The organism is Sphingobium sp. B11D3A (genome assembly GCF_025961695.1).
Lineage (GTDB): Bacteria > Pseudomonadota > Alphaproteobacteria > Sphingomonadales > Sphingomonadaceae > Sphingobium.
The window spans coordinates 689600-701961 of the sequence record NZ_JAOQOE010000001.1; the positions used below are offsets into that span (position 1 = coordinate 689600).

Below are 12362 nucleotides of genomic sequence, written 5' to 3' on the forward strand. Positions count from 1 at the left end.
GAGCCGATACTGGGCGTATCGATAGCGCTTAACCTCGCATATCTGAATATATCGAAATTCAGATATATTGAGATTGTTAAGCGAAACATTGCTGCTCGCTTGAATGCAATCGACAAAAATGTGCGGCTCACTGTCGAAGGTACAAAATGGTATAAGCAAATGCATGGCTTGTCGGAAATTCACACCGATGAGTTCTTCAATCATAAAAACTCTCAACGGTGGATTAGCGCGCCTGGAGCATGGGGCGTTGTCTACAATTTGATGTTTTACTGGCCACTTGGCCGATTGATTTCGGTGATTGCTACATCATACTCCATTCTTCTTCTTTGTCTCGGCTCAGGAGAAAAAACTGGAGCCGTTCATTGGACTTCGCATTTTTTTCCGTTGGCGCAGGTCTCGTTGCATTATTGGTTGAGTGTCTCTGCATTAGTTTGGCCAACTGTCTGCATAGCCGCAGGAACTTATATCTGCAGCGGAGCCCACAAGTTCCTTGATTACCAAACTCAGGATTTGGGTCAGCGTGCTCTTGAAGATGTTACGTCCGGGCTGCAAGCCGCGGAAGAAGCTGTGAATGCGACACCTGTGGTCAGCGAGTAAGACATAAAAACGACGGTCGACGACTGACCTCGTGATATATCGTGACAAATGCGGGCCTGCTCCCGCTAGCCGTCGTGAGCCATGTTCCGTCCCCATGGCAAAACGCAAACACAAGAATCGGGCAGCACTGCGCCTCGCGCCCAGCACTGAGCGAAAGACGCGCAGCAAGCTGGAAAAAGCGCTCGACGTGCGCGCGGCGGCGATCAAGGTGGCCTGGGCGGCACGGCACCCCGAGCGCGCTGCCGAGGAGCGCCGACTGCGCAAGGCCAATATTGCGGCGCAGGCGCGCTGGGCGCACAAGCGCAATGGCACACCGGAAACCCACGAACATGCGAGCCGCGTGCGGCAAGGCGCACTTGCGCGCCTGTATATGAGTGGCGCCATCGATGCCGAGCTGCTCGCGGCCGGTGCCGAGATCGCGGCGGCCTCAGCGTTGATCATGCGCGATGTGGCGGTGCGGACCGCCAGCCTCGAGACCCGGATCGACACCAGTCCGCATGGGGAGATTTTCCACGAAGCGCTCGGGCGCGTCTGGATGGAGGCCGCCTATAGCCAGTGGCGTGCCGATCCGCGCGTGCATGGGCCGCTGATGCTGAGCGTAGTGCATGAGGACCTCGGCATCGCGGCTGCGGCCGCGCGGCACCATATGGCGGCTCGGCGTGCCCGGGCGCGGGTCGTGGCGGGCCTTCAGATTTGGATCGACATGTTCCGGCAGACCCGGCACGAGATCGACGAGGAAGCGCTTGCGCGTGCGCAGGCGGCGATCCTGTGACCGGGCGACGCGGGCACCTCGGCGCAGATCTCGATCTGGGCGAGCCGCAATGGGCGGTGTGCTTCGGCGATGAGGAAGCGCACTGGTATGCGGTTCAGACGGACAATGCCCACCGCGTGGTGACGACGTGCGGCCGGGCAATAATCAAGCCCCTGCTCTATCACCCGGGCAGCTTTCCGCTATGCCGGCATTGCGCCTCGCGCCACCGTGCGCCCAGTCGCTGCTTCCTGAGCAATTCGGTGATCGACTGGCTCAACCGGCCGCCGGCGCCGACTTATGCGGACAAGAGGCGCCCGCACACGCTGCGGCAATGACCTGCTGAGCGATTAGGACCGGTTTGCCAGCTCGAACTTGACTTGAGCCCGCTTCCGTTCTGCAGCCGTTTCTCCCATTTTTCGGCTGAGAATTAGGCGTCCGTTCGTGAAGCACCATTCCTGAACCGCGAAATCAAACAGTGCAGGATCCTCATACGGGAGGACCTTGCATGGCGCACCGTACAGATCCTCGAGCCGTAAGCTCACGCTGTCCGCATCGACCGAGAAGAAATCAGTGGATATCCCGCTGAACTTTCCATTCGAGAAGGCGGCATTGATCTCAGTTCGGACGAGCGGGCTAATATCCGTACTGAACTGGTTAGGAGGCGCTGCAGTGATCTTGCAGATCGTCGAGGGATGGCCGCCGTTCGGCGATAGCACGCAGTTTTCAACCAGATTTTCTCTGCGCGCCTCGTCCAGAGTTGTGTCGCCAGCAGTCAGGTTCAGAAACGTGAAGGTTGTGCCTTCTGAGGAACGCGGATCGAGATCCTCCGCAGCTGGTTGTTTGCCGCAGGACGTGAGCAAGCATGCTCCTAAGACTGCACCGACAACCGAACCCATTCCGTTCATGCCCGCCCTAAAGAAGCCACTTGCCATATTACCCCCGCCCCCTCTTTAGACCTGCGACGCCGCCCCCCGATGACGGCCGGTCAAGGCCCTATCACATGCCGGCCATTGTGGTTCAACGCTCACTTCGTTCGGCCGCGTCGATTCGCATCCCACGCCCAGCAACGACTTGAATTCCAACATCGGTCCCAGGTACGAATCTTTCGCCGCAGATCGAGCGATAGTAGAGACGAGACGGCGACAGTGTTACTGATAGCGAGATGGCGGGGGAGAAAAATGACCTTACAGGAGCTTGTGCAACAAGCTGCAGAAAATGCTAAACTGCAGCATCACCAAGCGGTGCGTGAGAAGCGGATTCAACACGCAGCAGATACTTATGGCCACGCTGCAGCTTATGACAATGCAGTCGTAATCGCTGGTTATGCCGCGTTTTTCGCCCTTTGGGCGGGTACTAACGGAGATCTAGACCCTTTTGCGCGACTTTTGACGGTGGCTTTGATGGGCATCTCTCTGCTTTGCTACATCATATGGCAAGTGTCCCAGATGCTAACTCGCCAAAATTTCGAGTTCCAGCGCGCCGATGTCTTTCGATATGAAGAAAATGCCCGCCAGTTCAATGAGGAGTGGGAAGCAGTGGCGCGCCGCCATGCGATCGCTCAGCAAAAGATCATTCGGTGCTGGCCATATTTTTTCCTTCCCAGCGTAGTGTTCGGATTGGCCGCAGGCGGTCTTCTCGTTTATAATGCGCTAGCCGGAGCATTCGGATGGCCGCAAACCACGGGGCAGCTCTGAGCGGCATCTGAATTAGTGCACCTGCTTGGCACAGTCGCGGTGCAATGTCCCCCATGGCGCTGCTCAAAAGACTCTTACAAGTTTGCCGGGACGATTGCCGCCACTATTACAGGTCCAGCATTTGCCAGAACTCGACGCCAACAGGAACGAGCCGTTTGTGCGCTGCAATCGACTGATCAAGTCGGAGGCGAACTGCTTGAATGCTATTTTTTTAGGCCGGTAAATGTGAAGGGTTGTGAGTTGCGGCACCCTTTCGACTTCGTAGCCACAGCGTTCGAGCGCTCGCTGCGTTCTCCATATGCTGTCACCGACGCAACGGTTATATTCAACGACGTAATGCATTCAAACTTAACTCCTTTTCATTATAAGACCCTTCACTTCATCCCAGGTAGATGATCTGTGCCGTAGAATATTCAGCTGCGCTGCGGATGTAAAATCTGGATCGCCTGTACATCGTTGAAGCTGAATGAGCTGGGGTGGCCCCTGCACTTAACCGTTACAAAAGCGGGACTGCCAAACGGTCATACAAGCGCGCAAAACAACCCCGCCACAATTGTGTCCGGAGCCCATGGCCGTATGTCCCCCCGGCCATGGGCTTCAACGGGGAAAACCCATGTGATCAACCGCCGAGACGTCCAGATCGCCGCCGATATCCGGCTGATGGCGCTCTCTCTGCGCAAGCTATGCGGCGCCAGTCGAGACAAAGCCCCGGTGATCACGGGCATGACGCGCGTTATCAGTGAATGCGACCGCATCATCGCGGCCGGGCCGAGCGAGTTCCACCACATCACCGCCGAGGCGGCCAGCCCTGAAGTCATCGCGCTGGACCTGCGCGACATGGCTTATGGGCGCCGCCGGCGCTGACCCTCATCGATATGGGCGGGGAGAAAGCCAGCATGGCCAGCGCGGAAGACAAGATTGATATCGTCGCACTGCGTATGGAGGCCGACAACAGCGCAGAGCCTGTCGCAGTGACACGGCGCTGGCTGCTCGCCGTCGTCAACGAGCTGGAGCAGGCCCGCGCCATGCTGCGCGGCGGGCGGCTCGATCATGAATCGGACGGAGGAGCGACCCAGTGAGTGAGCTGGCGGACCCGATTCGCGTCATCGATGGCGCCCGCTACATGGTCAACGCTGAAGGCGGCCTGATCCCCGAAAGCGTGGTCAAGACGGCCGACAAGTTGCAGGACGAGCTGGTGCGCAAGATCATCGGCTTCGCCCTGCCCCTTTCGGCGCAGGTGGCCCGCTTCCGCCAGCACAGCTTCGATGATGTCGATGACTTCGTCGCGCTGCTCGAGCAGGAATATGGGGCGCGCAGGGGTGGGTCTAAGGGCAACCTGACCTTCACCAGCTATGACGGGCTGCTCAAGATCGTCGTGCAGGTATCCGAGCACATCGTGTTCGGGCCGGAGCTGCAGGTAGCCAAGGGCATCATCGATGAGTGCTTGGTGGAATGGTCCGCCACCAGCGGGCCGGAGATCCGCGCGATCATCAACCGGGCGTTCGACGTGGACAATCAGGGACGGGTCAATCGCAACGACCTGCTCTCGCTGCTGCGCCTCGAGTTCGCCGATGAGCGCTGGAAGAAGGCCATGCAGGCGATCCGCGACAGCTTCCGGGTGGTCGGCTCGAAGCGGTACATCCGCCTGTATCGACGCGAGACGGGCGATGGCCAGTGGCAATCGATATCGATCGACGTAGCGACGGCCTGACCCCGTCGAGGCCAGGCCGCCCCCTCCCCCACCCCCCTCGCGGGTCCTTCCGGCGCCGCTGGCCATACGGGGGGCGAAGGCGCGGGAGTTTTCTAGATACAGGGATTTTCCCTACTTCATCATCCTAGGGCGCTAAACTCATGAATTTGGCTGAATATCGGCCAACTTTGAATGAAGTTGCCAAATTGGTGGGGAAATCCTCCCGCTGGATTGCCAACCTCCGCGCTGAAGGCGAATTGCCCGGCGATGGCGCCACGCTGACCGAATGGGTCCAGGCCTGGACAAGCTATCAGGTCGGCGCCGGCAAGCCGAAGGAGAAGGAGGTCAACGAAGCGCGCATCCTCCGCGCCCAGGCCGACATTGCCGAGGCCAAGGCGCAGGAAATGAGGAAGCAGCTGCTGCCGCGCCATGAAGTCTCGAGCGCTGTTCAATCCGCCTTTGCCCGCGTGCGGGCGAAGCTCCTGAGCCTTCCCGCCAAGTGCGCCCCTCTCGTCCATGCCAAGCCGACGATCGCAACCGTGCAGGACAAGCTGACGGAGCTGGTGCATGAAGCGCTCCTCGAGCTCGCGTCGACGAAAATCGCCACCGCTGATCCCGACCATCACGTCGATGGTGGTGGCGAGCGCGGCGATGGCAGCCACGGTGGCGACCTGGTGGCCGGTCCTGACGCCGCCGCCGAAACTGACGGTCAGCCAGTGGGCGGACACAAACCGGCAACTCAGCGCCGAAGCAAGCGCCGAACCGGGTAAATGGGACACCTCCCGCGCGGAGTTCCAGCGCGGGATCATGGATGCGGTCAGCGATCCGCTGATCCAGGACATCGTCGTGATGAAGTCCGCCCAAGTCGGGTGGACCGAAATCATCGGAAACGTGGTCGGCTATTTCGTCGACCAGGATCCGGCGCCGATGCTGGTGATGCAGCCGACGCTGGAAATGGGCGAGGCATGGTCGAAAGACCGGCTCGCACCGATGATCCGGGACACGCCGTGCCTGACGGCGAAGATCTCGGACAGCAAGGCGCGGGATAGTGGCAACACCATCCTGCACAAGAAGTTCGCCGGCGGTCATTGCACCATCGCCGGGGCCAACAGCCCGGCTTCGCTCGCTTCGCGTCCGATCCGCGTGGTGCTGGCGGATGAGGTTGACCGTTACCCGGCATCGGCCGGCGCCGAAGGCGATCCACTCAGCCTCGCCTTCAAGCGCACCACGACGTTCTGGAATCGCAAGCGCCTCGCTGGATCGACGCCGACCGTCGCCGGCGCCAGTCGGATCGAGGCAGCCTTCGAGCTGTCCGACAAGCGCTATTACTTCATCCCGTGCCCCAAATGCGGCACGAAACAGCGGCTCAGCTGGTCGCAGGTTAAATGGGAGAAGGACGAGGCAGGCAAACACCTGCACGAGACCGCCTATTACGAATGCGCGGCTGCAGATCCTGAGACGGGCGAGCTCTGCCAACACCACTGGACGGACGCCGAACGATGGGAATCGGTCCGCAAGGGCGAATGGCGGGCAACGGCACCGTTCAACGGCATCGCCGGCTTCCATATTTGGGAGGCTTACTCCTCCTGGGTGAAGCTGGCCGACACGGTGAAGGCCTTCCTGGATGCCAAGGGCAACCCGGAAACGCTGAAGACGTGGACCAATACCGCGCTCGGCGAGACATGGCAGGAAAAGGGCGAGGCGCCGGACTGGCAAAGGCTCTACGACCGTCGATCGAGGGAGCTGGTGTTGGAACAGGTCCCGGAATGGGCCGGCGCCATTACCGCCGGCATCGACATTCAGCGCAATCGCATCGAATGCGATATCTGGGCCTGGGGGCCTGGCCTCGAAAGCGCGCTGGTCGATCACATCGTCATCGATGGCGATCCGGCCAAGGCCGAGATTTGGGAGGAAATGGACGCGCTGCTCGGCCGTGAGTGGGAAACCGCCTCCGGACGGCGCTTGCGGCCGCTGCGCTGGGCGATCGACACTGGCGACGGTTATTCGACCACCACAGTCTATGCCTGGGCACGAAAATATCCGCGCCACGTCATGGCGATCAAGGGCACCGGCAAGTTCGACAGTTCATCGCCAGTCACCGGCCCGACCTGGGTGGATGCCACGGTCAACGGCCGGAAGCTACGCCGCGGCGTGCAGCTCTGGACGATCGCCGTCTCGGTATTCAAGTCCGAGACCTATGCCTGGTTGAACCTTGATGCTCCGGTCGACGGACAACCGCACCCGTCTGGTTACATCCACCTGCCGCAGGGCACGAACGAGACCTGGATCAAGCAGCTGGTCGCCGAGCAGCTGGTCAGGGTGAAGAGCAGATCCGGTTTCGGCCGGCTTGAGTGGCAAATCACCAGCGGCACCCGCAACGAGGCGATCGACATGCGGGTCTATGCCCGCGCAGCGGCCTACGCGGTCGGTATCGATCGATGGACACCCCGACATTGGGCAAGGGTTCGCGGCCAGATCAGCGAGCCGGGCGCAGTCCCGCAAGCAAAGCCGGCTGAACAACCGGCGCAACCGACTGAAACCCCTCCAGCGCAGTCCCAACAAGGCAGCGACTGGATCAACGGCGGCCGCTCTGACGGCGGCAGCTGGCTTTAGGATTTGAGCATGGCCTTGCATCAGAGCGATATCGACGCCCTAAAATCAGCGATCGCGACCGGCGCTACGCGCGTGCGCTATCCGGACGGCCGCGAGATCCAGTACCGGACGCTCGACGAGATGCAGCGGATCCTCCGCATGGCGCAGGAGGACATCGCCGCTTCATCCTCCGCTGGCCGCCCGGCGAGCCGCACCAGCGTGGCAGGGTTCTGACGTGAACTGGCTCGACCGCTCAATTGGGTGGGTGTCGCCCACCTCGGCGCTGCGCCGTGTCCGCGCGCGTGCAGCGCTGCAGCTTGCCACCCGGGCTTATGACGCTGCACGGCGCGATCATCGCACCATGAGCTGGAAAGCCGGCGGCACCGATGCCAACACCGAGATCGGCGCGGCCGAGGAGACTGTGCGCAATCGTTGCCGGGAGCTTGCGCGCAACATCGGCTATGCGGTGCAGATCCTCGACACGTTCGCGGACAATGTCGTCGGCACGGGCATCGTCGGCGCGCCGACCGGCCTATCGAAGCGCAACCAGAAGATCGTTTCGGGCCTATGGACGGGCTTCAAGGATGAGTGCGACTGGGACAACGATAACGATCTCGACGGTCTGCTCTGGCTGGCGTGCAAAGCCATGGCGGAGTCGGGCGCAGCGATCATTCGCTTCCGCCGGCAGCGCTTCGACGCCAGCACGACCCGCACGCCGCTCAAGCTGCAGCTGCTCGAGCCCGATCTGATCGACGTCACGAAAACGACGATGCTGGCGGACGGCTATATCGACCGCGGCATCGAGTATGACGTGGAAGGCCGCGTGCGGGCATGGTGGCTTTACCCGGGGCACCCGGGGAATATGGCGAGCTGGCGCAGCCGTGCCATGACCAGCGAAAGGATCCCAGCCAGCGAGATCGTGTATCTCTATGACAAGCTGCGGCCGGGGCAGGATCGCGGAATGCCGTTGCTGGCGCCGGCGGTCATGCCGCTGCACGATCTGCGCGGTTATTTCGATGCAGAACTGGTCCGCAAGCGGATCGAGAGTTGCCTTGCCGCCTTCATCAAGCCCGGCCTCGATGGCGCGGACGGCCCGGTCGGCACACAGACCGAAAGTGTCCGCCCCGGCAAGCTCGCCGAGAAATTCGAGCCTGGGATGCTCTACCGCCTGCGCGATGGCGAGGAAGTCACTGTCAGCACGCCGGGCAGCTCGCAAGGGGTGGAGGAGTTCGCGACGCTCTACCTGCGCGAGATCGCCGCCGGCGCCGGCGTCATGTACGAGCACGTTACCGGCGACTTCAGCCGCGTGAACTATTCCAGCTGGCGCGCCGGCGGGCATGGCTTCCGACGTCGCATGGAGCGCAAGCAGTGGCACATCATGATCCATCGCGCCTGCAAGCCGATCGGCGCGCGCTTTCGCGAGGCGAGTCTCGCCGCCGGGCTGTTGCCCGCGCAGGATTTCAGCATGCGCTGGACGCCGCCGGGGTTCGTCTCGGTCGATAAGTACAAGGACGCTCAGGGCGACCTTCTCGACCTTCGCCTGGGCAAGACCACGCCCAGTCAGTTGGTCGAGGCCAATGGCTACGACTATCTCGAATTCCTGGAACAGCTCTCGCGGGATCTGGCAGCAGCCGACAACACACTCGGTCCCGGCGTCCATTTCGACGGCGACCCCCGGAAGGCCGCACCGAATCAGGCCAACGCCAACGGCGACAGCAATCAGGACAGCGGCAAAAAGGCCGCCTGACCCCGGAAAGGATCGACATGCCCGAACGCAATACTGGCGCGGATCCCGCGCCGGCGCAGGAGACGCGCACACACGATATCGCGATGGTCACTCGGGAGCTTCAGCTCCGGACCGACACTTGGAACGAAACCGAGCGGACGATCGAGGTGGTTTTCACCACGGGTGCGCGGGGCGCGCGGTTCGACTGGAATCGCTGGGAGTATATCGACGAGGAGCTGGCCACCGAGCCGGTCAATGTTCGCCTCGAGCGCCTCAACAACGGCGCGCCTGTCCTCAACACGCACGCCCGTTACCAGCTCAGTGACCAGATCGGCGTGGTGGTGCCGGACAGCGCGCGCATGGAGAACGGTCAGGGCATCGCCACGCTGCGTCTCTCCGATCGACAGGAGGTTGCCGGCATCGTCGCCGATATCGCCGCCGGCATCATCCGCAACGTCTCCGTCGGCTACATCGTTCACACCTACGAGATCACCGAGCGCGACGGTCAGCGCGCACTTTACCGGGCGATCGACTGGGAACCCTCCGAGATCAGCTTCGTGCCGGTGTCGTTCGATCACGGCGCCCAGTCGCGAAGCCAGACAACCGCGCAGGGCGGCTCCCCCTGCACCTTCCGCCGCATTTCGCCGGCACCCACCGTGGAGAATGAATCCATGCCTGCACGCAACTCGCAGGCCGGTAACGAGCCGGCCAACCCGAACGACCAGACTCGCAGCACGCCGGAGGGCGGCGACCAGGGCCATCAGAGCAACGCAAACCACGAGCGTAGCACCGAGGATGACGCCGGCGCGCCGATGCCGGAAGGGCAGCGCTCGGCTGTTCTGACCTCGGCGACCGTCCTTACGCTGTGCCGCAACGCGGGCCTCGATGCAGACGCACAGACCGCGCTGGTGGACGCTCATGTCGCAACGCCTTTCACGCGTGCTGCGCTCATGGCCGAGCTGGGTGAGCGCTTTGTGGCGCGCGACGCCGCCGCCCAGACCAATGGCCGCGTGCCTGCCCGCCCGGGCAGCGGCGTGACGATGGTGCGTGCGATGACCGACAGCCTCGTCCATCAGATGGCGCCCAGCGCGCAACTGAGTGAGGCCGGCCGGGAGTTCCGTGGCCTGTCCATGTATCGCATGGCCGAAGAGATCCTCGCGCAGTCCGGCGTGAACACGCGCGGGCTCTCCCGCCTCGAGATTGTCGAGCGCTCGCTTCACACCACCAGCGATTTCTCGGCGCTGATGGGCGAGACGCTCCGTCGCCGCCTGCGCATGGCCTATGAGGAGAATCAGCCGACCTATCGCATCTGGGCGCGCCGCGCGCCGAATGCGCCTGATTTCCGCAAGGTCGACGTCGTGCAAATGTCGGCCATGCCCGAACTGCTGCGAACCAACGAAGCGGGCGAGTTCAAGTACGGCACCGCCTCGGATGGCAAGACCAGCTATGGTCTGCTGACCTACGGTCGCATCATCGGCGTGTCGCGTCAGCTGCTCGTGAACGACGATTTGCGCGCGCTCGAGCGGATCACCGTCGGTTACGCTGCGGCGGCCGCGCGGCTCGAGAACCGTACTGTCTACGCGCAGCTGACTGCCAATCCGGTCATGAACGATGGAACTCCGCTGTTCCATGCCGACCATGGCAATCTCGCCGCCGCTGGTGCCGCGATATCGGAGACCACGCTCGGTGCCGGCCGCACCCGTATGCGTCTGCAGAAGGGCATGCAGAAGGAGGAGCTCAATCTGGCGCCTGCCTATCTGATCGCGCCGGCGACGCAGGAGCAGAAGGCCTATCAGTATACCAGCGCGCAGTATGTGCCGGCGAAGGCCGCGGACACGAACGAATTCCGCGCCGGTGGCCGCACATCGGTGGAACCGGTCATCGACGCGGTCCTCGATGCGGTCAGCACCACGGCCTGGTACCTCGCTGCGAGCAACACCGCCGTCGACACGATCGAGTACACCTATCTCGACGGCGCCGAGGGCGTGCAGCTCAGCTCGCGGCCGGGCTTCACAGTCGATGGCATGGAGTTCAAGGCCAGCCTCGACTTCGCGGCCTCCACCATCGACTGGCGCGGCCTCGACAAGAACCCGGGCGCTTGATCGGACGGCTCGAATGATCAGCGGCTGCATGAGCCGCCGCTGATTCCCTTCCCCTCACATTGATGGAGACACCCTCATGAAGAATTTCGTGCAGGATGCCGAGACGATCGAAGTCCCGGCGCCTTATGACGTCGCGTCCGGCGGGGCCTTCCTCGTCGGCGCGCTTTTTGCCGTTGCCCTCGCCACTGCAAAGTCTGGTGACCTCGTTCAGGGCAAGCGCCGCGGGGCAATCATGCTCCCCAAGGCTACCGGCGCGGCCTGGGCAATTGGTGACAAGCTGTATTGGGACAACACCAACAAGGTGCTGACCAAGACGGCCTCGGGCAATACACTCGTCGGCGCCGCGCTGGCGGTGGCGGCCTCCGGCGACACCAACGGCCTCGCGCTGCTCACCGGCCAGATCGCCTGACGCCATTACGACTAGGCGGCGCCGCATCGTTCCGATCGGCGCCGTTCGTCTTCCGCCAGCGAGGAGATCGCCATGGGCCTGCCAACCGCCGGTCTGGCGACCATCCATCGCACCATGGCCGATCCCATTATCTACACCGGCGCCGGCGTCGCGGAGAAGCCGATCACCGGCATCCATAGCGACGTGCCGGCCGACACGTTCACGGGCGCCGGCGCCACGGCCCGACATGTTTCTTTCGAGATCCAGTATGTCGATCTGCCCGGCACCCCGGCCAAGGGCGACCTGATTGTCCATTCCACGGGACGCTGGGCCGTGATCGATCGCGGCAAGGACGACAGCGTCGGCGCGTGGATCCTATCGGTGGCGGCCGCATGATCGCCATTCGCGACCAGATCATGACCGATGCGGAGGCTTGCCTGCAAGGCAAGGCCGCCGAGATCGAAGTCATGCCGAGCGGCGATCCGATGCAGTTCGATGCGCTCCACATTTACGATGACGGGCAGCGGCCCGATCAGCGCACTGAGACCGGATCGCAACGCCAAGGCATGACGCTCAGCATCGAAGGATTTGTCGAGGACGCCGGCGGCCGCGCCGCGCTCACCCGCCTCAATGCTCTCTACGCCGCAACCGTGACGGCGATCTTTGCGATGGCCGACGCCTCGCTGCTGATCGAGGACATCGAGGAAGGCGACATGCGGATCAATCGCGTGCCGCTCGGCAGCACCCACCGCCTCGCCTTCTCGATCGACTTCCTCATCACATTCCCGACCCGCCGCGGCGACCCGACCGCAACCTGACCCT

At 62.6% G+C, this 12362-nt stretch carries 16 protein-coding genes; 15 read left to right on the forward strand and 1 reads right to left on the reverse strand.

The features are described 5' to 3' along the window. Nucleotides 1–99 precede the first annotated feature (99 nt). The 3 genes from M2332_RS03305 (at nt 100) to M2332_RS03315 (ending at nt 1683) form a co-directional block, all read left to right on the forward strand. Nucleotides 100–597 carry a hypothetical protein gene (locus M2332_RS03305; RefSeq protein WP_264572960.1) on the forward strand — a complete coding sequence of 166 codons (498 nt, stop codon included), beginning with the start codon at nt 100–102 and terminating at the stop codon, nt 595–597. 94 nt (nt 598–691) lie between these two features. Further along, nucleotides 692–1369, forward strand: coding sequence for a hypothetical protein (locus M2332_RS03310; RefSeq protein WP_264572961.1), 678 nt, complete (start codon nt 692–694; stop codon nt 1367–1369). Beyond that, the gene (locus M2332_RS03315) at nt 1366–1683 is read left to right on the forward strand and encodes a hypothetical protein (protein ID WP_264572962.1); all 318 of its coding nucleotides are present in this window, start codon (nt 1366–1368) and stop codon (nt 1681–1683) included. The genes M2332_RS03310 and M2332_RS03315 overlap by 4 nt, the downstream gene beginning before the upstream one ends. Before the next feature lie 12 nt (nt 1684–1695). Here M2332_RS03315 and M2332_RS03320 read toward each other — a convergent pair whose 3' ends face one another. Further along, nucleotides 1696–2280 (reverse strand): hypothetical protein, encoded by a 585-nt coding sequence (locus tag M2332_RS03320; protein ID WP_264572963.1) that lies wholly within the window; start codon nt 2278–2280, stop codon nt 1696–1698. A 246-nt stretch (nt 2281–2526) separates the two neighbouring features. On the opposite strand from M2332_RS03320, the gene M2332_RS03325 reads away from it, so the two are divergent. The 12 genes from M2332_RS03325 to M2332_RS03380 all read left to right on the forward strand — a co-directional run bounded on the left by M2332_RS03325 (nt 2527) and on the right by M2332_RS03380 (nt 12358). Then, a complete protein-coding gene (locus tag M2332_RS03325; RefSeq protein ID WP_264572964.1) occupies nt 2527–3042 on the forward strand; it encodes a hypothetical protein in 516 nt (171 codons plus the stop codon). Nucleotides 3043–3657: 615 nt separating this feature from the next. Then, a complete protein-coding gene (locus M2332_RS03330) occupies nt 3658–3906 on the forward strand; it encodes a hypothetical protein (RefSeq protein ID WP_264572965.1) in 249 nt (82 codons plus the stop codon). A gap of 32 nt (nt 3907–3938) precedes the next feature. Continuing rightward, nucleotides 3939–4121, forward strand: a complete 183-nt coding sequence (locus tag M2332_RS03335; RefSeq protein WP_264572966.1) for a hypothetical protein — start codon at nt 3939–3941, stop codon at nt 4119–4121. Continuing rightward, nucleotides 4118–4753, forward strand: coding sequence for a DUF3164 family protein (locus M2332_RS03340; RefSeq protein ID WP_264572967.1), 636 nt, complete (start codon nt 4118–4120; stop codon nt 4751–4753). Before M2332_RS03335 ends, M2332_RS03340 begins: the two co-directional genes overlap by 4 nt. 140 nt (nt 4754–4893) lie before the next feature. Next, entirely contained in the window at nt 4894–5502 is a 609-nt protein-coding gene (locus M2332_RS03345) for a hypothetical protein (protein ID WP_264572968.1), read from the forward strand. Further along, entirely contained in the window at nt 5384–7345 is a 1962-nt protein-coding gene (locus M2332_RS03350; RefSeq protein WP_264572969.1) for a phage terminase large subunit family protein, read from the forward strand. The genes M2332_RS03345 and M2332_RS03350 overlap by 119 nt, the downstream gene beginning before the upstream one ends. A gap of 9 nt (nt 7346–7354) precedes the next feature. Further along, complete coding sequence (locus tag M2332_RS03355; RefSeq protein WP_264572970.1) at nt 7355–7558, forward strand: phage head-tail joining protein; 204 nt, start codon at nt 7355–7357, stop codon at nt 7556–7558. A 1-nt stretch (nt 7559) separates the two neighbouring features. After that, the gene (locus M2332_RS03360; protein ID WP_264572971.1) at nt 7560–9071 is read left to right on the forward strand and encodes a phage portal protein; all 1512 of its coding nucleotides are present in this window, start codon (nt 7560–7562) and stop codon (nt 9069–9071) included. 17 nt (nt 9072–9088) lie between these two features. Continuing rightward, the gene (locus tag M2332_RS03365; RefSeq protein WP_264572972.1) at nt 9089–11152 is read left to right on the forward strand and encodes a prohead protease/major capsid protein fusion protein; all 2064 of its coding nucleotides are present in this window, start codon (nt 9089–9091) and stop codon (nt 11150–11152) included. 76 nt (nt 11153–11228) lie between these two features. Then, a complete protein-coding gene (locus tag M2332_RS03370; RefSeq protein WP_264572973.1) occupies nt 11229–11561 on the forward strand; it encodes a DUF2190 family protein in 333 nt (110 codons plus the stop codon). A gap of 72 nt (nt 11562–11633) precedes the next feature. After that, nucleotides 11634–11936 carry a hypothetical protein gene (locus tag M2332_RS03375; RefSeq protein WP_264572974.1) on the forward strand — a complete coding sequence of 101 codons (303 nt, stop codon included), beginning with the start codon at nt 11634–11636 and terminating at the stop codon, nt 11934–11936. After that, a complete protein-coding gene (locus M2332_RS03380) occupies nt 11909–12358 on the forward strand; it encodes a hypothetical protein (RefSeq protein ID WP_264572975.1) in 450 nt (149 codons plus the stop codon). Before M2332_RS03375 ends, M2332_RS03380 begins: the two co-directional genes overlap by 28 nt. Nucleotides 12359–12362 lie beyond the last annotated feature (4 nt).